20 protein-coding genes and 4 tRNA genes are annotated in these 21,417 nt (G+C 57.8%); 11 read left to right on the top strand and 13 right to left on the bottom strand.

The features are described 5' to 3' along the window. Nucleotides 1-2 precede the first annotated feature (2 nt). On the top strand, nucleotides 3-716 hold the full coding sequence (gene rnc, locus AXF15_RS05650) for a ribonuclease III (protein ID WP_083517893.1): 714 nt from the start codon (nucleotides 3-5) through the stop codon (nucleotides 714-716). Between the two features lie 147 nt (nucleotides 717-863). Here rnc and groL read toward each other — a convergent pair whose 3' ends face one another. Beyond that, nucleotides 864-2,501, bottom strand: coding sequence for a chaperonin GroEL (gene groL, locus AXF15_RS05645; protein ID WP_066604501.1), 1,638 nt, complete (start codon nucleotides 2,499-2,501; stop codon nucleotides 864-866). A 20-nt stretch (nucleotides 2,502-2,521) separates the two neighbouring features. After that, nucleotides 2,522-2,833: a co-chaperone GroES gene (gene groES / locus AXF15_RS05640; protein ID WP_066608705.1), complete on the bottom strand. Its 312-nt coding sequence runs from the start codon at nucleotides 2,831-2,833 to the stop codon at nucleotides 2,522-2,524. A 261-nt stretch (nucleotides 2,834-3,094) separates the two neighbouring features. Between groES and serS the strand changes: the two genes are divergently transcribed. The 5 genes from serS (at nucleotide 3,095) to AXF15_RS05615 (ending at nucleotide 4,762) form a co-directional block, all read left to right on the top strand. Next, nucleotides 3,095-4,378 carry a serine--tRNA ligase gene (serS, locus tag AXF15_RS05635; protein ID WP_066604498.1) on the top strand — a complete coding sequence of 428 codons (1,284 nt, stop codon included), beginning with the start codon at nucleotides 3,095-3,097 and terminating at the stop codon, nucleotides 4,376-4,378. Between the two features lie 53 nt (nucleotides 4,379-4,431). After that, nucleotides 4,432-4,507, top strand: a tRNA-Lys gene (locus AXF15_RS05630). Nucleotides 4,508-4,511: 4 nt separating this feature from the next. Next, nucleotides 4,512-4,587: transfer RNA gene (locus tag AXF15_RS05625), tRNA-Glu, on the top strand. A 20-nt stretch (nucleotides 4,588-4,607) separates the two neighbouring features. Continuing rightward, nucleotides 4,608-4,685, top strand: a tRNA-Glu gene (locus tag AXF15_RS05620). Between the two features lie 3 nt (nucleotides 4,686-4,688). Beyond that, nucleotides 4,689-4,762, top strand: a tRNA-Gln gene (locus tag AXF15_RS05615). A gap of 282 nt (nucleotides 4,763-5,044) precedes the next feature. Here AXF15_RS05615 and AXF15_RS05610 read toward each other — a convergent pair. The 11 genes from AXF15_RS05610 to AXF15_RS05565 form a co-directional block, all read right to left on the bottom strand. Beyond that, nucleotides 5,045-5,278: a hypothetical protein gene (locus tag AXF15_RS05610; protein WP_066604495.1), complete on the bottom strand. Its 234-nt coding sequence runs from the start codon at nucleotides 5,276-5,278 to the stop codon at nucleotides 5,045-5,047. Between the two features lie 61 nt (nucleotides 5,279-5,339). Then, complete coding sequence (locus AXF15_RS05605) at nucleotides 5,340-7,079, bottom strand: YeiH family protein (RefSeq protein ID WP_066608702.1); 1,740 nt, start codon at nucleotides 7,077-7,079, stop codon at nucleotides 5,340-5,342. Between the two features lie 413 nt (nucleotides 7,080-7,492). Beyond that, nucleotides 7,493-8,248, bottom strand: coding sequence for an MlaA family lipoprotein (locus AXF15_RS05600; protein ID WP_066604490.1), 756 nt, complete (start codon nucleotides 8,246-8,248; stop codon nucleotides 7,493-7,495). An 8-nt stretch (nucleotides 8,249-8,256) separates the two neighbouring features. Further along, complete coding sequence (locus AXF15_RS05595) at nucleotides 8,257-9,549, bottom strand: alpha/beta fold hydrolase family protein (protein ID WP_066604487.1); 1,293 nt, start codon at nucleotides 9,547-9,549, stop codon at nucleotides 8,257-8,259. Nucleotides 9,550-9,753: 204 nt separating this feature from the next. Further along, nucleotides 9,754-10,059 (bottom strand): carbonic anhydrase family protein, encoded by a 306-nt coding sequence (locus tag AXF15_RS14830; protein ID WP_211259016.1) that lies wholly within the window; start codon nucleotides 10,057-10,059, stop codon nucleotides 9,754-9,756. A 109-nt stretch (nucleotides 10,060-10,168) separates the two neighbouring features. Next, on the bottom strand, nucleotides 10,169-10,483 hold the full coding sequence (locus tag AXF15_RS14345) for a carbonic anhydrase family protein (protein ID WP_211259015.1): 315 nt from the start codon (nucleotides 10,481-10,483) through the stop codon (nucleotides 10,169-10,171). Nucleotides 10,484-10,690: 207 nt separating this feature from the next. After that, on the bottom strand, nucleotides 10,691-11,926 hold the full coding sequence (qrcD, locus tag AXF15_RS05585) for a menaquinone reductase integral membrane subunit QrcD (RefSeq protein ID WP_151192297.1): 1,236 nt from the start codon (nucleotides 11,924-11,926) through the stop codon (nucleotides 10,691-10,693). Next, a complete protein-coding gene (gene qrcC, locus AXF15_RS05580) occupies nucleotides 11,919-12,689 on the bottom strand; it encodes a menaquinone reductase iron-sulfur cluster-binding subunit QrcC (RefSeq protein WP_066604478.1) in 771 nt (256 codons plus the stop codon). The genes qrcD and qrcC overlap by 8 nt, the downstream gene beginning before the upstream one ends. A 34-nt stretch (nucleotides 12,690-12,723) precedes the next feature. Continuing rightward, complete coding sequence (gene qrcB / locus AXF15_RS05575; RefSeq protein WP_066604474.1) at nucleotides 12,724-14,781, bottom strand: menaquinone reductase molybdopterin-binding-like subunit QrcB; 2,058 nt, start codon at nucleotides 14,779-14,781, stop codon at nucleotides 12,724-12,726. Nucleotides 14,782-14,799: 18 nt separating this feature from the next. Further along, complete coding sequence (gene qrcA / locus AXF15_RS05570) at nucleotides 14,800-15,342, bottom strand: menaquinone reductase multiheme cytochrome c subunit QrcA (protein ID WP_066604470.1); 543 nt, start codon at nucleotides 15,340-15,342, stop codon at nucleotides 14,800-14,802. A 471-nt stretch (nucleotides 15,343-15,813) separates the two neighbouring features. Continuing rightward, nucleotides 15,814-16,311, bottom strand: a complete 498-nt coding sequence (locus tag AXF15_RS05565; protein ID WP_066604465.1) for a GlcG/HbpS family heme-binding protein — start codon at nucleotides 16,309-16,311, stop codon at nucleotides 15,814-15,816. A gap of 278 nt (nucleotides 16,312-16,589) precedes the next feature. On the opposite strand from AXF15_RS05565, the gene AXF15_RS05560 reads away from it, so the two are divergent. Genes AXF15_RS05560 through AXF15_RS14535 form a run of 5 tightly spaced genes read left to right on the top strand, consistent with a single transcriptional unit; the run spans nucleotide 16,590 to nucleotide 21,345 of the window. Continuing rightward, nucleotides 16,590-17,789, top strand: coding sequence for an IS4 family transposase (locus tag AXF15_RS05560; protein WP_236884767.1), 1,200 nt, complete (start codon nucleotides 16,590-16,592; stop codon nucleotides 17,787-17,789). Nucleotides 17,790-17,799: 10 nt separating this feature from the next. After that, entirely contained in the window at nucleotides 17,800-18,066 is a 267-nt protein-coding gene (locus AXF15_RS05555) for a hypothetical protein (RefSeq protein WP_066604462.1), read from the top strand. Continuing rightward, nucleotides 18,048-18,815: a hypothetical protein gene (locus tag AXF15_RS05550; RefSeq protein WP_066604460.1), complete on the top strand. Its 768-nt coding sequence runs from the start codon at nucleotides 18,048-18,050 to the stop codon at nucleotides 18,813-18,815. Before AXF15_RS05555 ends, AXF15_RS05550 begins: the two co-directional genes overlap by 19 nt. Next, nucleotides 18,812-20,572, top strand: coding sequence for a cytochrome ubiquinol oxidase subunit I (locus AXF15_RS05545; protein WP_083517892.1), 1,761 nt, complete (start codon nucleotides 18,812-18,814; stop codon nucleotides 20,570-20,572). Before AXF15_RS05550 ends, AXF15_RS05545 begins: the two co-directional genes overlap by 4 nt. Then, nucleotides 20,506-21,345 (top strand): multiheme c-type cytochrome, encoded by an 840-nt coding sequence (locus tag AXF15_RS14535; protein WP_236884838.1) that lies wholly within the window; start codon nucleotides 20,506-20,508, stop codon nucleotides 21,343-21,345. The genes AXF15_RS05545 and AXF15_RS14535 overlap by 67 nt, the downstream gene beginning before the upstream one ends. Nucleotides 21,346-21,417: the final 72 nt, after the last annotated feature.

Genomic DNA, 21,417 nt, shown 5'->3' with positions numbered 1-21,417 from the left:
TGATGTCTCAGGAAATTCCAGCGGATGCGCTCCATGCGCTAGAGGCTGAACTTCATTATGAATTCAGCCAAGTCAAGCTTTTCATCCAAGCCCTCACCCATACGTCCCACGCCAATGAACACGGCGGAGAGCACAACGAACGGCTGGAATTTCTGGGCGACGCCGTGCTGGAACTGGCAGTATCCCACAAACTGTTTCAGAAGTTCCCGGAAGCTCAGGAAGGACAGCTGACCCGCATGCGTTCCGCCCTGGTCAGCGAACAGGCTCTGGCCGCGGTAGCCCGGCGCATCGGCCTTGGCCCGTGCCTGCTGCTGGGCAAGGGAGAACAGGCTCAGGGCGGGCGGGACAAGAATTCCGTACTGAGCGACGGTCTGGAGGCGCTTCTGGGCGCCGTCTATCTGGATGGCGGCCTCCAGGCGGCCCAGAGCTGCGTTGAGCACATGTACGCCGGGCAGTGGCCCTCGCCACCGGAAATCTTCCGACCGAGAGATTTCAAAAGCCAATTGCAGGAACTCACGCAACGCGTCTGGAAAGCCCGTCCCGTCTATACTTTGAGCGACAGCCGCGGACCGGAACACGCCAAAAAGTACACAGTGACCCTGACCCTGCCCGACGGCAGGCAGGTGGAATGGACGGAACGCAGCATGCGCAAGGCGGAACAGGGAGCCGCCGCCCAGGCCCTGCGCATGCTCGAAACGCAAGCCCCGGAGTTCTGACACTTTTCCCGCAGCCCGGGCCATACCGCTCACCGGAAATAAACTGTCCGCCCAACATGGCGGATCATCTCCAAAAAAAGCCCCCGCCGACAGCTATCGGCGAGGGCTCGCGATTCGTGAAAACGGTATCCCGGTTCCCGGGACGACTTAGTACATGCCGCCCATACCACCCATGCCGCCGCCGGGCATGGCCGGAGCGGGCTTCTCTTCGGGCTTTTCGGCAATGGCGCATTCCGTGGTCAGCAGCAGGGAAGCCACGGAAGCGGCGTTCTGCAGGGCGATGCGAGTCACCTTCTTGGGATCGATGACGCCGGACTTGAGCAGGTCTTCGAATTCGTCGGTAGCAGCGTTATAGCCGTAGTCGTCCTTGCCCGCGCGCACCTTGTCGATGACCACCGCACCTTCCAGACCGGCGTTGCCGCAGATCTGACGGATGGGCTCCTCAATGGCCCGGCGGATAACCTGTACGCCGGCGGCTTCGTCGTCATCGGCAGGCTTCACGGCGTCCAGAGAAGGCTGGCAGCGCACCAGAGCCACGCCACCGCCGGGCACAATGCCCTCTTCCACGGCCGCGCGGGTAGCGTTCAGGGCGTCTTCCACGCGCGCCTTCTTTTCCTTCATCTCCGTTTCAGTGGCCGCGCCCACATTGATCACGGCCACACCGCCGACGATCTTGGCCAAGCGCTCCTGAAGCTTCTCACGGTCGTAGTCGGAGGTGGTTTCCTCGATCTCGTTTCTGATCTGCTTCACCCGGGCCTTGATGGCCTCGGCCTCACCGGCACCGTCCACAATGGTCGTGTTTTCCTTGTCGATGACCACGCGCTTGGCCGAGCCCAGCTGATTCAGGGTGATGCTCTCAAGCTTCACGCCCAGATCCTCGGAGACCACTTCGCCGCCCGTCAGGATGGCGATATCCTGAAGCATGGCCTTGCGGCGCTCGCCAAAGCCGGGAGCCTTCACCGCCACCACCTGCAGGGTGCCGCGCAGCTTGTTCACGACCAGAGTGGCCAGGGCTTCGCCCTCGATGTCCTCGGCGACGATGACCAGCGGCTTGCCCAGCTTGGCCACCTGCTCCAGAACCGGGAGCAGCTCCTTCATGTTGGAAATCTTCTTTTCGTTGATGAGGATCAGCGGGGAATCCATTTCGCAGACCATCTTGTCGGGATTGGTCACGAAATAAGGAGACAGATAGCCGCGGTCGAACTGCATGCCTTCCACGACATCCAGATTGGTTTCCAGCCCTTTGGCTTCCTCGACGGTGATCACGCCTTCCTTGCCGACCTTGCCCATGGCCTCGGCGATGATATTGCCGATGGTCGCGTCGTTATTGGCGGAAATGGTGCCGACCTGAGCGATTTCCTTCTGATCGCGGGTGGGCTTGGCCAGTTTGTCCAAGCTCTTGGTGATGGCCTCGACGCCTTTGTCGATGCCGCGCTTGATGGCCATGGGGTTGCGTCCGGCGGCCACCAGCTTCACTCCTTCGGAGAAAATGGCCTGAGCCAGAATGGTGGCGGTGGTGGTGCCGTCGCCAGCGATGTCGGAAGTTTTGGAGGCCACTTCCTTGACCATCTGCGCACCCATGTTCTCGAACTTGTCTTCCAGTTCGACCTCTTTGGCCACGGTCACGCCGTCCTTGGTGATGATGGGCGAACCGAAGGATTTCTCGATAACCACGTTACGGCCCTTGGGTCCGAGGGTCACTTTCACCGCATCGGCCAGGGTATCCACGCCTTTTTTCAGTTTTTCACGGGCCTTGGCGTCGAATTTGATAATTTTGGAAGCCATATCTTCTCGTCTCCTTAAAGTTATTTCTTGCAGCTGCTGCAGCAACCTTCGATCACGGCCAGAACGTCGTCCTCGCGCATGATGAGGAGTTCTTCACCATCGATCTTCACTTCGGTGCCGGCATATTTGTTGAAGATGACCTTGTCGCCGGGCTTCACACCCATGGGCACGAGCTTGCCATCATCGGCGGTCTTGCCGGGACCGGCAGCGACCACCTCGCCCTTGATGGGCTTTTCCTTGGCGGAGTCCGGGATGATAATGCCGCCTTTGGTAACCTGCTCCTCTTCAAGACGCTTGACCAAAATGCGGTCGTGCAGTGGTTTGAGTTTCATCTTTTCCTCCAAAATGTTGAGATATTCCTTCGGTATAAAAAAATTCAGCATTCTTCTCCAAGGAAGAGCGCCAGCCCTGACAGCGCTCGCGCAACCAGAGGCTTGAGACAGAGGGGCAAATAATCCCTCGGAAAGTGAAGTCAAGGGAAGGTCCGAAAAAAATCATCGCCTCCGGCGCACTTGAGCTTCACCCGAAGGCTCGGTATGCAAAGACTCCTTTCAGATACCCGAACTCTCCGCATACATACCGAGGACATTTCCATGCTGGATATCAAATTCATCCGCTCCAACCCCGGTGCCGTAAGGGAAAGCCTGCGCAAACGCCGCAGCACCCTGCAGCTGGACCAGTTTCTGGCCATCGATCAGAAACGCCGCGATCTGCTTCTGGAAACCGAAGGGCTCAAGGCCCGCCGCAATCAGGCTTCCACGGAAGTAAGCCGCATGAAGAAGGACGGGCAGACTTCTGAGGAACTCATGGCCGAACTGGGAGCCATGTCCGCCCGGATCAAAGAGCTGGACGACGCATTGAAAGTCATCGATCAGCAGACCACGGACTGGCTGCTGTCCATACCCAACGTCCCGCATCTTTCCGTACCCGAGGGCGCAAGCGATGAAGACAATCTTGAAATCAAAGTCTGGGGCGAGAAACCCAGCATGTCCTTCGCGCCCAAGGAGCATGACGAACTCGGCGCGGCTTTGGGGGGACTCGATTTTGAAACCGCGGCCAAAATCACAGGCAGCCGCTTCGTGCTCCTCAAAGGCTGGGCCGCGCGCATGGAGCGCGCCCTGATCAGCTTCATGCTCGACGTGCAGACCGGAGAAAACGGCTACGCCGAAGTCATGCCGCCAGTCATCGTCAACCGTGAATCCCTCACAGGCACCGGCCAGCTGCCGAAGTTCGAGGAAGACCTCTTCCACATAACAAACACAAATTACTATCTTATTCCCACGGCCGAAGTGCCCCTGACCAACATCTACCGCGAAGCCACTCTGTCCGAAGCGGATCTGCCCCTGGCCTTGTGCGCTTTCACCCCCTGCTTCAGATCGGAGGCTGGCTCCTACGGCAAGGACACGCGCGGCATGATCCGCCAGCATCAGTTCGACAAAGTGGAACTGGTCCGCTTCGCCCATCCGGAATCGTCTTTCGAAGAACTGGAAAAACTGCTCGGTCACGCCGAAAGCATCCTGCAGAAGCTGGGGCTGCATTACCGCGTGGTCACGTTATGCTCCGGCGATCTGGGATTTTCCTCGGCCAAAACCTATGACATCGAAGTCTGGCTGCCAGGCCAGGGAAAATACCGGGAAATTTCTTCCTGCTCCAACTTCGAGGATTTTCAGGCCCGGCGTGCTGGCATCCGCTTCAAGCCCGCAGGAAGCAAAAAAAGCCAGTTCGTGCACACTCTGAACGGCTCAGGGCTGGCCATAGGCCGGACCATGGTCGCCATCCTGGAAAACTACCAGCAGGAAGACGGTTCCATTGCCATTCCGGAAGCATTGCGCCCCTATATGGGCGGACTGCAGTGCATCGAAGCCCGGAATCGCTGAATTCCGACTTGACAAGAAAAAGCGCCCTCTATAGAGACGATTCTCCTTAGCAGGGGCCGTTAACTCAGACGGTAGAGTATCTGCCTTTTAAGCAGAGAGTCGAAGGTTCGATCCCTTCACGGCCCACCAATGCGTCCCCATCGTCTAGTGGCCTAGGACGGCGGCCTCTCACGCCGCTAACAGGGGTTCAAACCCCCTTGGGGACGCCACTTTTCTATCTGCACAGCTTGTCCCCATCGTCTAGCTAGGTCCAGGACACCGGCCTTTCACGCCGATAACAGGGGTTCAAATCCCCTTGGGGACGCCATCTTGGGCGATCGTTCAACGGCAGGACAGCGGACTCTGACTCCGTTAATCTAGGTTCGAATCCTAGTCGCCCAGCCATCATCTCACCCAGTCCCGTCCGAAAAAACAGCCTCCTAATTTAGCAGAGAACAAGCGCTTTATTCGCCTCTCGACATTATCTCATCATCAAGATTCCCCTTCATGCTCAGCGATATCCAGCCTCACTCGCCAAGGCAGGAGCAAACGGAGCATTTCCATACATGCCCTCTTGTTACGAGCTAGGAACACCAGCCAATTATGATGGGAATAAAGCGAAAAAGCCGAGCAGGTTGAACAGAACGAGGGGAAAATTTTACGACAACAGGCTTATGCGTGGGTTCATCAGTTCTCTTCCAAGGCTCCACGCAGATAGCGCTCTCCTTCGTCCACCTGCTCCACATCAGTGTAGTAATAGCGGCTGGGATCAATGCCGGTCTGATCCAAATGGCGGGCCATGGTGGTCAGAGCACCGCATGAGCGGGTCAGAAAAGGCAGAAAAACATAAACAATGACAAGGGATGTTCCCAAGGCGAGAACGAAGTTTTTCAATCGGACCAGCAGAGATTTTTCAAACATGGGAAAAGGCCTTGAACATGCCGGGAGGTGGTTACCTCCCGGCATGGGTTTGGTTGACGGTTCAGATCTTGGCAGTGATCTCGGGGAATACAAGGTAGAACATGACATAAGCCATGGCCAGCGTCAGGCAGAGGTTGAGGCTCTGGCCGCAGACATACAGAATAACCGGCTTGCCGCCCTTGAAGTACTTGGCCAACTCCCGGAAATTAGTGGAAAGGCCGATAGCCGCAAAGGACAGAGCAAAGAACCAGTCACGCAACAGGCGCGTACCTCCACGTACTACGCCGTGATCGATCAGGGCGGAACCCATGTCCTTACCCAGACTCGCATCGAGAATCGAAAAGAGGATGGACGCGGCGATAAAGCCCAGCACGAACTTGGGGAAGCGGTTCCAGATTTCTCCAGCCCCTACGGTACGGCCAGCCTGCACATCCACGCGCGTGCACCAGTACACGGCCACGCAGAAGGCCGTCACGCCGATCATGACATTCTGAATCATCTTGATGGTCGCGGCCACATACATGGCCTTCTGTCCCAGAAAAGCACCCGCAGCGGCCACTGCACCGGTGGAGTCAATGGTGCCGCCCATCCAGGCACCACCCAGGACCTCCGGCATGCCCACAGCCTTGATAAAGGCGGGCATGGCAATCATCATGATCGCTGTGAAGACCAGGGACAGACCTATGGACAGAGTCAGCTCCTCCTTCTTGGCCCGGCAGGCGGCTGCCGTGGCGATGGCGGCGGAAGTACCGCACACGGACATGTCAGCGGAAATGACGATGTTCAGAGTCTTGGAAGGCATCTTCAACACAGTCTGCCCGAAGATGTATGTGCACACCAAAACGATGGGTGTCACTACCCAGGCCACGAAAATACCGGGGATACCAATGGCCACGATCTTGTTGAAAAGAACTTCCGCACCCAAAAGAACCAGACCGGTTTTAATGAAAAACTCCACCTGGCAGGCCGGCAGCACCCACCTCGGAGTACCCACCGTATTGGCGATAAGCATGCCCAGGACCACACCCCAAGCCTCGGCACCGAAGCCGTACTGCTTGGAGATGGCCTGCCCGCCCAGCATGTAGGCCAGCATCGACACCAGAAACACGCCCACAAAGCCCATGACGAACTCGGGCACATTTTTGCCCATGAGCGCGATGCCCACGCCAAAAAAAGCGGACAGGAAGAGAAAAAGAACGATCAAAGACGGGATATAGTTGTGGGCTTTGTTTTCCGTCTTTTTCTTGGCCTCTCCCGCCGCCTTGTGGTCGTCCCTCCACTGGGAGATCTTGGCAGTGGCGTCGTCGTTCAGAGCCTGATCCTGGAATGCGGCGGCTGCGGCCGCCGTTTCAGCCGCCTCGGCCGCCGCAAGCGATTCGGCAGCCTTGGCCTTGGCCGCTTCGTACTTGGGCATGGCCTTCTCGTTCAAAGCCTTGGCCTGAGCTTCAGTGCGGACCAACGAGTCCAATGGATTGGTTTTCCATGAGCCGGGCTTTTTCGTCCAATGGCCGGCAAATTTGCCGAAGGCGGTACTGGAGCCCCGCAATTTGGCCTTGTCATCCTGAGCCTTGTGCCAAGCCACGGTCTTGAAAGGCGCTCTCTCCTTTTCAGCGGCCTGAATCTGGTCCAGAGGAGCCATTTTCTGAGAAATTTCATCTTTGGGACCGCCGTAAAAATAGGCCCCGATGCATACCGCAATGACCAGAAAACCCAGCCAGATGGCCAGATAATCCTCTTTTGTCCACAAATCGGACAATTTACTCTCCCCCCGATCTACAACAATGTTTGTCTCCTGCGCCATGAACAATTCCCTCCTGTTTGTTGGCCCGCATGGGAATACTGAAAAATCCCCGCAGTCTTATTTCTATGTGCTCCCGGCACATGAATTTCCGAAAATCGAACCAGTCAGATCAACCAAAGGACAAACCGGCTAACCTTCCCAAGGACGAGGCTGCTTCTTACTCCAGCCCGAATCCAAACTTTTGACATGTGAATAAATCAGCGGAGTAAAAGAAAGATCGTGAAAAAACGAATTACTTTTGAGCCTGAACCAGTCTAATCTTCAGCTTTTTTCACTCACACTTGACCAATACGGAACATCGTAAAAAAACTTTGCACTGCGGGCAAGCCTCACCTGCCTTCAGGAAATACAAACGCCCGGCCAAAATCAGCCGGGCGGCGTATCGCGGAGGCATCTTGTCAAACCGGCTCAAATTATTTGGCAATATCCAGTTCCCGCTTCTTCATGTAAAGAAAACGCACCAGCTGGTACTCGAAAGGACTTCCGGTCTCATAGTAGCGAAACTTGATCTGATGCCGCGCGTCCACGGCCCACACAGCGTACACACCCAGAGAAGCGGAACTCCGCACTGTCCAGCTCAGCCCATCAAAGACGAAATCCGCCGGATTCAAGGTCATGGCAGCGTTGGGCACAAGTCCGGCCGTATCGCGCATATTGGAAGGGCCGAACACGGGCAGCACCAGATACGGTCCGGGCGGTACGCCCCAGAAGCCGAGAGTCTGCCCGAAGTCTTCATTTTCCTGCGGGATGCCGCCATTACCCAGCACGTCCATGATGCCGCCAAGGCCGATGGTCGTGTTGAAAATAAACCGGCCCAGAGAGACCGAGGCTTTCTTGGCCTTTCCCTGCAAAACGGAATTCACGAAGATGGGGATCTCTTTCAGGTTGTTGAATATGTTGGAAATTCCCTTCTGCACGCTGTCCGGCAATACCTGTTCGTACACGCGCACTACGGGCAGATAGACATAACGGTCCAGCTGCGCGTTGAAATGGTACATATTCCGGTTGAAACCTTCCCACGGATCGTTCACCTGAAACGGACGCTCTATGGTGGAATTCTCCTCCAGGCCCCGCTGAACCGGAGCCTGAAAATCCCCCGGTTTGTGCTGAGACGTGGTGGAGCAGGCGGCCAGACAGACAAGTGCGAAAAAGCATAAAAATGAACGCATGCAAAGCCTCACTTCTGGAAGAAGTCCAGCATAACCGCCACATTGTCTCTGTAGCGCAGATTTCCGCAATGCCCGCCTATCGGGTAAAGCTTAAACCTCGGGCCAAATGTCGCGCTCAGAAAGGAAAGATCTTCCTTCGTCAGGATGAGATCGTCCCGATTGGTCATGACCTTGATGTGAGAGCTTTTCCGCAGATACGCCGCGATGCTTTCCAGGCTGCACGCCGCAATGGCTCTTTCCCGGGTCATGGATGGGTCCTTGAAGGCGAGAAACGGGAGCAGATATTCTTCCACATAGTCCTCGAACGTCACTCCCACAGCCGCATCCATATAGGACGAAAGCGATTCCTCACGGGTCACCGCGTGCCCGCGAGGGGCGATGTATCCGGCACCGGTGCACACATCGCTGGTGAACACCATATTGGCCAGGGAAACGCGGAAGGCCACTCCAATGAGTATTTTCAGTTCCGTCTCTGTGAACGTGCGTCCGCCGAGAGAATACAGAAAATCATCACCGAAATTGACTTCGCTGCTCGACTTGTAGGCTGCGGAAAGCTCTTCCACCAGATGGGCCACCTTGTGGGCCGCATCAGCCCGGTCCCGCACATTGTCCGCAAGAAGGCGGTCCAGCCGCATGGCCGATGCCATCAGGTTCACAGCCGGATTGATCATCAAGATTTTACGAAATCCCAGACGCTTCTCCCGCGAGTCCAGCTCGGCCAGAAAAGCGGCCTGAGTTCCTCCCAGGCTGTACCCCGTCAGGTTCACGGAGATGATCTGGTCCCGGCCGATCTCATCAGCGATGGCATTCATACAGCGGTATAAATCCGCCACATCCTGAGGGATGAATCCCGGCACCTGGGTGGAAGAGGTGCTGACCACAAAGTTGGGATACGTGGGCGAGGACAGGGTCACCACATGGAATCCGGCCCTGTGGAAAACCTGCTGCAAATATCTGCAATTGGCGGAATCGTAGGAAGAGCCGGTGCCGGCGATAACGAAAAGAAGAGGCGCGCGCCTGCGCTGCAGAGCCGTGGAGTACTGCAGGGCATCGTCATACCAGAGTAGCTCCGGGACGGGGCGGTCATGCATCAGGATTTCCCTCACCCGCACGGCCCCCAAATCCCGCAGCGGATTCAGATCCCTGAACCCGGGCGGACGGACGGAACTCAAAGGCAGCTCGTCCTCCGGCAGCGTACCCATGACGGTGGCGGCATACGGATCCTTGAATGGGTAATCATAGGCGTGGGCAGGCAGAACACCCAGCATGACGCAAATCAGAGGCAGCAGGAAGCGGCGCATATCTGTCCCTCTCCATGGCGATGGCATAGTGAAAAAAACCTACTCAGCCCGTAACCGCAGCGCAAGACGGAGAAGCTCTCCCTTTGTACCGATCGATGATGCCAGCAATGAATCAGCCTGCCGCCGGGTGTTGCTCCAAAGTTGAAGATTCGGAAGCAGCACCTGGCGGCAGGCTGATTTGAGATACCCTTTCAGAGATTCAATTTATTGGAGAACCGGCCGAGCGTTTACAGGCTGTACCGGGCGGTTGTTCGGATGCTTCATGATCTTGGCGAACTTTTCGACCTGTTCCTTGGAAATGGATACGGACTCCTTGAAAAGGATCCAGAGCACTCTCTCCGTGCAAGGAGGCGTGGTCAATGAACCGTTGAAACGATAGTAACTCTGGTCCGCAGGCAACAGTAACGAAGCGTCGACAATCTTTTCCAGCTTTTTCGAATCCCCGGCATTTTCCGGAATCCGGGACCAGAATTCGGCGAGAGCCTTGTTCTCTTTCCCTTCAGTGTACATTCTATGACCGCAATGTTTCCATTTTGGTCCATATGAACCAAATGCGCCTCGAAAGGAAAAGATTTGCCGTTGATCTGACTTTCACTCGGGGCATGAAAATGAAACTGCTTCAGCTCAAAACCTTGCCGTCAATAGTCACTGTACTCCCGGGAGCGTAATTGACCTGGATGGTGTGCCCATTGTTGATGACTTCATTGCCCCCGGCTTTATAATCGAATTTGAGAGGATTGAGCTGTGCATCAATAAAGTCTGTCAGATTGATAGGAGACTGGTTTTTCCCCGCACAATCTGAAAATTCCGGGCTCAGTTTGGCCCAGTTTTCCGGGGCTTCCTTTCCGGTATAGCCCCAATGCGCGCCATCGGCCGCGTACGCGACGGACGAAATGAAAAAGGCGGCCATAACGGCAAGCAAAGTTTTCTTCATGAGTCCCTCCTTGGACTGGTAGTTCGTGTTCAGGGCCAAAATACCTCCGCTTCCTTTCGGAGGTCAGTTTACTCTATCTCAGGATAAATCCTCGGGTCAAGCGGGACGCATTCTTCTTCGCTTCTCGCCCGATAAAAAACATGAAAAACCCCGCCGAAAGCGGGGTTATGCGCCGGAGTCCAGCCCCGGAACCGGCCAAGGCCGGCATCAGCTGTTCAGCTTCACCTCCTGCGGAAAGATCGGCAGATACCTGTGGGACAGGCTCATGACCAGAAAGCCGTAAGCCACAACCATGAGAGTGGTGGACCATTCCGCCCAGTTGGGAATGTAGGTGGTCCAGCGGTCAAAGGGCATGACCGGGATGGCCAGAGCCTGCACCGTGAACACGAACCGGTTGATGGTCACGCCCACGGCGGCCATGACCGCCGCGGCATACATGAGCACCGGACGATTGCGTACCGATGGCAGAAGCAGCATCACCGCAGGCAACAAGCCGAACCAGAAAAGCTCCAGCCAGAGCAGGCTTTTGCCGTATCCGTGCTCACTGCTGAACATCTGGTCGAAGGTCAGCCCCATGCCCGGCAGAATGCCTTTGGCCCAAGCATAAGTATCGATGATCTTGAAGAAGATGTAGAAGCACAGAAGCAGGCCGGAAATCTTGGCCAGCAGTTTCTTGGTTTCATAGCCGAGCAGTTTGCGGCCGGAGATGGTTTCCATGAGCGTGGCGCAGAGCATGGTGAAGGCCGGGCCGGAAGCGATGGCCGAGGCGATGAACAAAAAGAACGTCCATGGCCAGATGAAAAAGCCTTCGCGGAACACGAAGGGCCGCCCGAACAGCACGCCGTACATGCCGCCCAGCGAGCCCTGGTGGAAGAAGGACAAAAAGGTGCCGATGCCCGCGAAAAGCGGCATGTACACGTGAAAATTATGGGCCAAGTGGTGGCAGAACCGGTTTTTGTTGATGACCCGGTTCTCCAGAATGAGCGGAAGGTATTCAATGATGAGCACCGTGCAGTAGCAGGTGATGCAGAAGATGACTTCCGTCAGCATGGAATGGACATTGGGATGCCAGTAGCCGAACCAAGCCCGCAGAGGCTGCCCGATGTCCAGAACCAGAATGAGCATGGCCCCGGAATAGCACAGAAATCCGACAATCACGGCCAGATTGATCACGTTTTTGAGATCGTCGATGCGGATGATGTAGCGCAGAAATCCGGAAAAAAACGCGCCCGCGCCCAGGGCGATGACCGCGAGGTCGAAGGTGATCCACAGGCCGAACCCGAAATAGTTGTCCAGGCCCGTCACGCCGATGCCGGTGCCCAGCACGCGGTATGCGCCATAGCCGCCCCAAGCCAGAAAAATACCGATGAGCCCAAGCCAGGCCAGAAATTTTCCGAGGGAACAGCGCTCCACCCCTTCGGGCCAGTATGCTCTATCAGACATGGTCTCCTCCCTTGGCATTCTTCAGGTAATTATCCCCGAGCTTCCGCACCCATTCCCGCTTGGAGTAGTAGTACACCTGCGGTTCCGTGCCCAGTCTGGCCAGAAGACGGAATGCGTGGGGGCTGGCCGCCAGTTTGGCGACTTTGTGTTCAGGATTTTTCAGGTCTCCGAAGGTGATGGCTCCCGTAGGACAGATTTCCGCGCAGGCCGGGACGTAGGCATCCTCGGGCAGCTTGGTGGGGTCCTCCCCGTTCATGCGGGCCTTTTCCTTGGCGGCCATGAACCGGTGATGGCAGAAGGTACACTTCTCCACCACGCCCCGGGGTCTGGCCGACGCATAGGGGGTGAGCGTCTTTTCCATGCCTTCGGGCCAGACGGGATCAAACCAGTTGAAATACCGGGCATGGTACGGACACGCGGCCATGCAGTACCGGCAGCCGATGCAGCGGGGATAGATCTGGCTGACAATGCCCCCTTCCTCGTCCTTCAGTGTAGCCACCACGGGGCAGACCGTGGAGCACGACGGCTGCCCGCACTGCATGCACGGCCGGGGCAGATAAGCCACTTCATGGTCCGGAAAGGGCTTCTCGTTGGAAAGCTCGTAAATATTCATCCAGTCGCAGGTACGCAGCTTGTTGCTGGCGTCCACTTCGGGGGGCAGGTTGTTTTCCGCCCTGCAGGCCACGGTACAGGCTCCGCATCCGGTGCATTTGTCGAGATCGACGGCCATGCCCCACATTACTTTGAATTCTGGTGCTTGCATAATATCCTCTTCTTCTCTCCAGGTGCCCGGAAAACTACGCCCTGCTCACAGTGACCCGCGCCGTGGCGAACCGCGACAACCCGGTTCCGTCCTCGATTTCGGCGGCCAGCAGTTTATGGACGTTGTCTCCCTTGCCTTTGGAAAAATCATCCCACGCGGTGTGGCCGAAGCCCAAGGGGGCGACCACGGTGTCATCCATCACGCCTTCGAAGATGCGCACGCAGGCCCGGCATTCACCGCCTGAGGCGGCCAGTTTGACCGCGTCGTCCTGTTTCAGGCCAAGCTTTCCGGCCGTCCTGGCGTTGAGCAGCACGTACATGTCCGTTCCGAGCATCTCGTCGTAGCGGATGGCGTTGGTGCCGAAAGGCGGGGTGGCCATTTTGGCGCTGCCGATCTTGAGCCGGGTCACGGGAGCGAGGGCAAGCTTGCCGTCCGCCGCCGGAACGGAGATTTCCCGCAGGGGAGCCGTCCACATGACCAGCATCTGTTCCGGGAATTCCTCACCCACCCAGGCCGCGCCGCCAAGCATTTCATCGAAGTCCGCCCCTAACACTTCGGCCTTGGCCTTGACCACATCCTCGAAGGATTCAAAGCCAAGCTCCAGACCGGCCTTCGCAGCCACGGACAGAAGCACGTCTCCAGCGGGCCGGGTGTCGAACACCGGTTTGATGACAGGCGCGGCCACCGTGTAATTGGGCTGGGGGGAGCCGTAGGGTGAATAGGCGTCGTCCAGACGCTCGAAAGCGTAGCTGTCGGGCAGAATGAGATCGGCCAGAGCCGCCGTCTCGTCCATGAAAGAGCTGAAGGAAATCACAAACCCGACCTTGTCCAGCGCACTCAGAACCTTGGACAGGCTGGGCAGCGCATACGCGGGATTGGCTCCGTGAACCATGAGCAGGGCGGGGGCTTCCGCGCCGCCGTCGGCCACGGCCGTCAGATACCCGGTCACGTCGTTTCCGAACAGAGTCTTGCGGTCCATGGCGCCGTCGATCACCTGCGGGTTCCAGGGCAGGACGCGCACGCCGCCCGCCACGTTGATCCGCTCAAGCAACACGTTCAGGCACATGCCCGCCCCAGCCTCGAAAGCGCCCAGACCCTGTCCGGAACCGGCGGCGCTCAGCACCAGCGGACGGCCAGCCCGCATAAGCTCCCGGGCCAGACCTTTGATCATTTCCTCGCTCACGCCCGTGGCTGCGGATACCTTCTCCAGAGGATACGCCGTCTGCACGAATCTGGCGAAATCGGCATAGCCGGGCCAGGCCGAGCGGTCCCGGCCTGTGGCGATGAGACAGTTCGCGATACCCATGGCCAGAACGGGCTCCATGCCCGCTGCACAGGGGACCCAGGCGTCGGCCACAGACGAAGTTCCGTTCTGGGCGGGGCCGACATACACATACCGCGCATTTCTGGACCGGCCCTCCGCGAAAGCCTTGCCGTTGCGGCAGACATTGCCCCAGGATTCCAGCATGTCCGCGCCCAGCAAAAGCACGTAACCGGCGTTTTCCACATCGTAGCCGATCTGGCCGTCGCCGCCGAACATGGCCAGCGCTCCGGCCGCCGGAGCGCTCTCGCCCGGCATCAGAAAAACCTTGTCGGAACCGGCCTTGGCCGCAAGTCCGGCCAGCACGTCGGTCACAGAGCCCGTCTCGTCGCCGCTGATCACGGCCATGTCCGCCCCGGCGGATTTCAGCTTTTCAGCCAGAAGATTTTCTGCCTCTTCCCAACCGATGTCCCTGAAACTGTTGCCGTCTCTCAGTTTGGGATTCCTGATCCGCGAGGGGCTGTACAGGAGCTGCACACTGGCCGCTCCCAAAGGACAGATCCCGCCCAGGCTCAGGGGATGATCGGGGTTGCCTTCCGCCGCCACGGGCCGCCCGGATATGGTCTTTATCCTGATGCCGTAAGCGTCGGAGCCCAGTTTGCACAGCGCCGGAGCCTTGCCTTCCTCTCCGTACTTGAGACGGGGAGTCCAGGACCAGTTCTGGGTCCAGATGGAAATATCATCCAGAGTCTTCCATATCACAGGCGTGAACAGACTGCCCGCCGCGCCGCCAGCCACCAAAGAAATAAAGCTTCTTCTATCGATTCCCATCGTAAATCCACTCCTCTCTTACTTGTGGCACACGAAACAGGCGTTGCTGGCGCCATTTTTGGCGTGGCACTCTTCACACTGCCACATCTTCATGGTGTCCTTGCTGTAGCCCGTGAGTCTGTTTTCGCGGTAGACGGGCGGCGTGCTCATGCTGGCCAGATCATGATGACAGGCCGTACATTCGAACTTGTCCTTGTGCGCGGCATGGGAAAAATACACATTGTCGGGCTGCTTCTGATACACCAGCCACTCCACTTCCCGGCCTTTCTTCACGTATTCGGCCACATATCTGGCCTCTTCCGGGTCCTCGCCCTGCACTTCCTCGTGACAGCCGATACAGTTCTCGCTGGTGGGCAACCCGGAGAAAGAGCCGTCTTCCCGGAACGCATGACAGTCTTCACAGGCCATGACCTGACCATCCACATGCACGACGTGATCGAACCGGATGGGCTGGGTCTTCTGGCTGTACAGGACCACGGGAAAGCCCCACCAGCCGAGCACGACCGATGCCACCAAGCCGATCAGGAATGGCAGCACCACGCAGCTTTTGCATTTTGCCACAGTCCTCTCCTCCTACCGCGTTAATTTGTAAAAACGGGCACAAAATAATTGCTTCCCAGTATTCAAGCCTTTCGGCTTGTGTCAAGAGATAATGAAAAAAATCACGACTCCAGCAATGGAGATAATTAATTGAAATAAAAAATAAAATATTGAAATTTTCCCCGATGGAGAAGGCTTTGAGCCCGAGCCGGCCGTGAGGACTGGCCCTGAAGAGCGATCCAAAAAGAACATTTTCCGGCATTGTTTTCAGCGCCGGAAGGCTCTCCTCCAAGCGCGGTTCCAAAAATGGTAAGGAATGAAATGATCTCCGGGCGTACCCCTCCAGACCACAACGCAAAAGGGCCGGAAACGCGCTCCGGCCCGACCATTTGCAGCCGAATCATGCCGCGCGGCGTAAAATCACGTCTCAGGCACCACTATTTCAGTCCGGCCGATATTCCCGGCGGCGAATCAGCCCGAACGTCATGGATTTCAATCCTTAAGAGCCTTGGCTCCGGCCAGGGCGATACTTTCATCTTCATCCACAGTGCCGCCGCTCACGCCCACCGCACCGGCAATGGTTCCCGCCTTGTCCGTCAGCAGCACGCCGCCCGCAAAAATAACCAGCCCGCCGTTACTGACTTCGATGCCGTAGAGCGGCTGCCCCGGCTGGGAGGCCTTACCCAAATCCCTTGTGGACATGTTGAAAAAACGCGCGGTGACGGCTTTCTTTGCGGCAATGTCGATGCTGCCCAGAAAAGCGTCGTCCATTCGCGCAAATGCCTTCAGATTGCCCCCGGCATCGACCACTGCAATATTGACGGGCACCTTTATTTCCTCGGCCTTTTTCAAGGCTGCGGCCAGCACGGTCTGAGCCTGCCGCAAGGTCAGATCACCGGGCAGGGTCTTGCGCACGTCCTGAGCCAGCGCAGTACCGGAAGCCAAACATACCAGACAGCACACCACCGTGAAATGCATGAACCTTTTCATACCGCCTCCTGCTTGCCGAGGTTGAAGTTACCTCCATTCTATCCCGCAATTCTCCCGTGGCAAAGCGTTTCCTCGACAACACGGAACGTTTCATTTTGACGAATCCCTGTAACCAGGGTAACAGCTGTCCACTAAGGATCCGCCATAACATAGCAACAGGAGACGCCCATGGTTCCCTCCACCCTCATTCCCCGTGACCTGCCCATTCCCGTGGAATGGGGATGGTTCTATCATTGCTGTCCGGCTAAGGGATAAGAAAAGAGTCCAAAATCTCAGCGATGTGTGGTAAAAGAAATCACCACAACATCTTGCCACACAAGGAGATTCTGGACTTGAGTCACCATAATACACTATTCTCCCAGACGCTATCTCTGATTCCCAGACATGTTTTTCAGAAACTCGAAAGACGGCACAAAACCGGGCGCTCGTCGCGTCAATTCGGTTTCAAGGAGCAGTTCACGGTCATGGCCTTCATCCAGCTTGCCGCAAGACGTTCCATGCGCGATGGCCTGCGCTGCCTTGAGGCTGCGGGAAACCGCCTGTATCACTGGGGACTGAAAAACGTGGCCCGCTCGACCTTTGCTGACGCGAACAATTCTCGCCCCGTAGGCTTTTTCAAGGATCTGTTCGCCGAGATGTACGGCCTGTGCGCCGCAAAAGCCCCGAAGCACAAATTCCGTTTCAAATCCAAATTGTTCAGTCTGGACGCCACCACCATAAAGCTTTGCCTGTCGCTTTTTCCCTGGGCCTCGTTTCGGCAGGCCAAGGGCGGCGTCAAAGTACATACCTTGCTGGATCACGATGGCCATATCCCGGCTTTCGCAACCGTCACCGACGCCAAAACCCATGAAAGCCGCATAGCTCAGGCTATGGAGTTGCCCAGGGGCTCCATCGTGGTCTTTGACAAGGGCTTCATCAGCTATCCCTGGTTTCGGATCCTCGGGGCAAAGGGCGTCTTTTTTGTGACCCGGCTCAAGCGCAACGCCGTTTTCAAACTCCTGGAGCGCCGCCTCGTGAATCGCAAGACCGGCGTTACTTCCGATCACATCATTGAAGTCTCCAGCCGGGGAAAATCCTTACGCTTGCGCCGTATCGGCTATCGTGACCAGGAAACCGGGAAACACTACGAATTTTTGACCAACCATTTCCGGCTTTCGGCGAAAACCATCGCCGACATCTATAAAGACCGCTGGCAAATCGAGCTCTTCTTCAAGGAAATCAAACAAAATTTGCGCATAAAGACCTTCGTCGGCAACTCGGAAAACGCTGTCCTGATCCAGATTTACACGGCCCTGACGGTTTACCTGCTCCTCGCGTACCAGAAATTCCTCAGCCGTCTCGGACTCTCCGTACAGCAACTCTTCCAGCTCATTCAACTCAACCTGCTCGGCGAGGCATCCTTGGATGAACTCCTGAATCCCAGACGACGAAAATTCGATAATTCATATAACTTCACACTGTTAGATTACATCGCTTAGCCGGACAGCAATGTGGTTCTATCTGTTCCAGATCCTGACCTTCGTCGTTCACCTGCTGGTCATGAATGCCATGCTCGGCGCGGCCATCATCGCCCTGGTCCATCATCTGCGCGGCAAGGCTGAGACAGAACCCCTGACTCTGGACATTTCCCGCAAACTGCCTTTCACTGTGGCCATCGCCGTAAACTTCGGCGTCGCGCCCCTGCTCTTTCTGCAGGTCCTGTACGGCCAGTTCCTCTACACCAGCAGTGTGCTCTCATGGCCGTGTACTGGCTGAGCGTTGTGGGACTTGTCATCGCCGCCTACGCCAGCGCCTACTACTACGACTTCCGCTACGAGACACTGGGTTCCATGCGGGCCCTGTTCGCCGCGGTGACGGCTGTCTGCCTGCTGACCGTGGCCTTCATCTTCACCAACAACATGACTCTCATGCTCGTGCCCGAAGACTGGACCGCCTATTTCGACAACGCAGCGGGAACCATCCTGCATTTCCGGGAGCCGACCCTCATTCCCCGATACCTGCACATCGTGGTCTCCTCCGTGGCCGTGGGAGGGCTGTTTCTGTCCCTGGTCTGGCACTGTAAGAAGAACGCCCCCGAAGCCCCGCGCTGGATTGCCCACGGTCTGGACTGGTACGCCTTCGCCACCATGGCCCAGATGGCCACCGGCCTCTGGTTTCTCCGGGCCATGCCGGAACGGGTCAAGCATCTGCTGCTGGGCGGCGCCCCCCTGCACACCATGGTTTTCGCCCTGGGCGCAGTACTTGGCATGGTCAGCATCAGCACCGCCCTGCAACGAAGAGTTCGCCTGACCACCACGCTGCTGCTCATGACCATGGTCCTCATGGCCTACCTGCGCGATCTGGTCCGCGACGCCTATCTCTCCCCCTACTTTCAGGTCGGCCAGCGTACGGTGACCGGTGAATATCTACCCCTGATCCTTTTCATTCTCACCCTGGCCGCCGGACTGGCCGTTCTGGCCTGGCTCCTCAGAACCGTCGCCAGAGACATGGAGGTGCGCTCATGAATTTTCCGGTCTGGGAACTCCACTGGGCGGGCGGCGGGCTGCTCATCGCCGCCATGGCCGTCTTCCATGTGTATATCGCCCATTTCGCCGTGGGCGGAGGCCTCTTTCTGGTGCTGACGGAACGGATGGGCTACCGTCGGAATTCGCCGGGCATTCTGGAATACACCCGCCGCCACACCAAATTCTTCCTGCTGGTGACCATGGTCCTTGGCGGCATCACCGGTGTGGGTATCTGGTTCACTATTTCCCTGCTCTCTCCGGCGGCTACCGCGCAACTCATCCACACATTCGTCTTTGCCTGGGCCATAGAATGGGTCTTCTTCCTGGGTGAAATCGTGGCCCTGTTCGTCTATTTCTACACCTTCGGCAAAATCCGGCCCCAGACCCACATGACCGCCGGGTGGCTGTATTTCTTCTTCGGATGGATGTCGCTGTTCATGATCAACGGCATCATCGGCTTCATGCTCACTCCCGGCGACTGGCTCTCCACCCGGGATTTCTGGGACGGATTCTTCAACCCTTCCTTCTGGCCCGCCCTTGTCTTCAGAACCTGTCTGGTCTTCATGCTGGCCGGACTGTACGGCTTCGTCACCGCCGCATGGGAAAAGGGAACCGCCCTGCGCGAAGCCATGGTCCGGCACTGCGCTCTGTGGCTTCTGGCGCCCTTCGCCATCCTGCTTCTCTCGGGCTGGTGGTATGTAAATGCCCTGCCCGAAGCCCAGGAAGCCATGGTTCTGGGCGCGAATCCGGAAATAGCCCCCTTCCTGCGGGGCTTCATCCTGATTTCCGCCGCGCTCTTCGCCGGAGGCCTGGTCATGGCCGCGCGCATGCCCGCCCTGGCCAAGCATTCCGTGGCTGTCACGCTTCTGGTCATCGGGCTCATGTACATGGTCTGCTTCGAGTGGACCCGTGAAGCCGGACGCAGACCCTACCTCATCCACAGCTACATGTATTCCAACGGCGTTCTGGCGGGTTCCGAAAAGGCCGTCTCGGCCACGGGATACCTGAAGACTTCCGGCTGGAACCGCCATCAGACCGTCACAGCGGAAAACATGGTGGACGCCGGTCGGGAAATCTTCCGCGGCCAGTGCTCAAGCTGCCATTCCATCGGCGGACCCATGAAGGATATCCGCAAATACACGGCGGGCATCGGCGTCATGGGCTTTGAAGCCCTCATCTCCGGCATGGGCAAGGTCTATGAGTACATGCCGGTTTTCGTGGGCACCCGGCAGGAACGCACGGCGCGCCACCTATCTGGCCCGGGAAATCAACGGCCAGACCGAAACCTCCGGCGAGAAACGCCCGGCCCGGCCCGAAATACGTCCGGCCGTTCTGGCGTTCGATCCCGAGGAGGACGACTATGTTCTCCTCGCCTGGAGCGTTCCGGGCCAGAAAACCATCTCCGACTGCGACGCGACGTGGTGCTGACCTTCTCCGCACCAGCCGGATTCGAGCATCCAAGCCGGCAGGTCGAATTCTGGAAACACGCCCGCAGCCTTACGGGCAAGGACCTGCCTCCCGACACCGGGCTGACGGGCCGGAGGATGTCCGGCACCATGACTCTCGACGGGCAGCGGACTTTCACAGCTGAAGACATCCCCGTCCTGCCTTATGGCGAAGGGCTGCCCAACCCCTACCCGGTCTTCACCATCGAGGCCCGCAGTCAGGACGGCGAACTCCTGGGGTGGCCGTGCCCGTGTCCACGGAACTGGGCTGTAAAAACTGTCACGGCGGTTCGTGGAGCCGGGACGGCGTGATAGGCGTCTCGGCCCGGACGGCCTCGGATGTGCTGCGCAAGCACGACCGGCGGCACAAGACCACCCTCATGGCCCGAGCGGAAAGCGGCTCTCCCGTGAGCTGTCAGAGCTGTCACGCCGACCCGCTGACGGACGCTCCCGGCAAGCCTGAGCTGCTGAGCCTCTCGGCGGCCATGCACGGCTTCCACGCCAACTACCTGTCCGGTCTGAACGGCGCGGAAGCCTGCAATGCCTGCCACGCCACCGGCACGGACAGCTACACGGCCAGCTTCCGGGGAGCCCACTCCAGACAGCCCGGCGAATCCTGCGCCAGATGCCACGGCACCATGGAAGACCATGCCCTGAGCCTGCTTCAGGCCGAAAAGGACAAACCCAAGGCCGACAAGCTCATGCGTCACCTGCGACCCCGGCTGGTTTCCGCCGTGGAGGACATAAACCCGCGCGCGCCCTGGAGCAGCCTGCCCGACTGTCTGGCCTGCCACGTGGAATTCGAGCGGCCCGAAAGCGTCAAGGTCACGGCTTTCAACCAGTGGGCGGAAAACGACGACCTGTACCAAAACCGCGTGGACGAGGCCGGACTCATGTGCCAGGCCTGCCACGGCTCCGCCCATGCCGAGCACCCGGCCATCAATCCTTTCAACTCCGGCCTGGATTCCCTCCAGCCCATGCGCTACCAAGGGAACAGACGGCCCATCGGAGCGGGCGGCAACTGCGCCGTCTGCCACCGCGAAGAAATGGATGCCGAACTGCACCATCCGAATATGTTGAAATAGAGAACGCTGGCTTTAAAGATAAAAAGCGGCAGGCGAAGTGTCCTGCCGCTTTTTATTAGAGGCTGCTTGTAT

This window comes from Desulfomicrobium orale DSM 12838 (assembly GCF_001553625.1).
Taxonomy (GTDB): domain Bacteria; phylum Desulfobacterota; class Desulfovibrionia; order Desulfovibrionales; family Desulfomicrobiaceae; genus Desulfomicrobium; species Desulfomicrobium orale.
The sequence above is the reverse complement of the archived record's forward strand: the minus strand, read 5'-3'. Positions and strand labels throughout refer to the sequence as shown.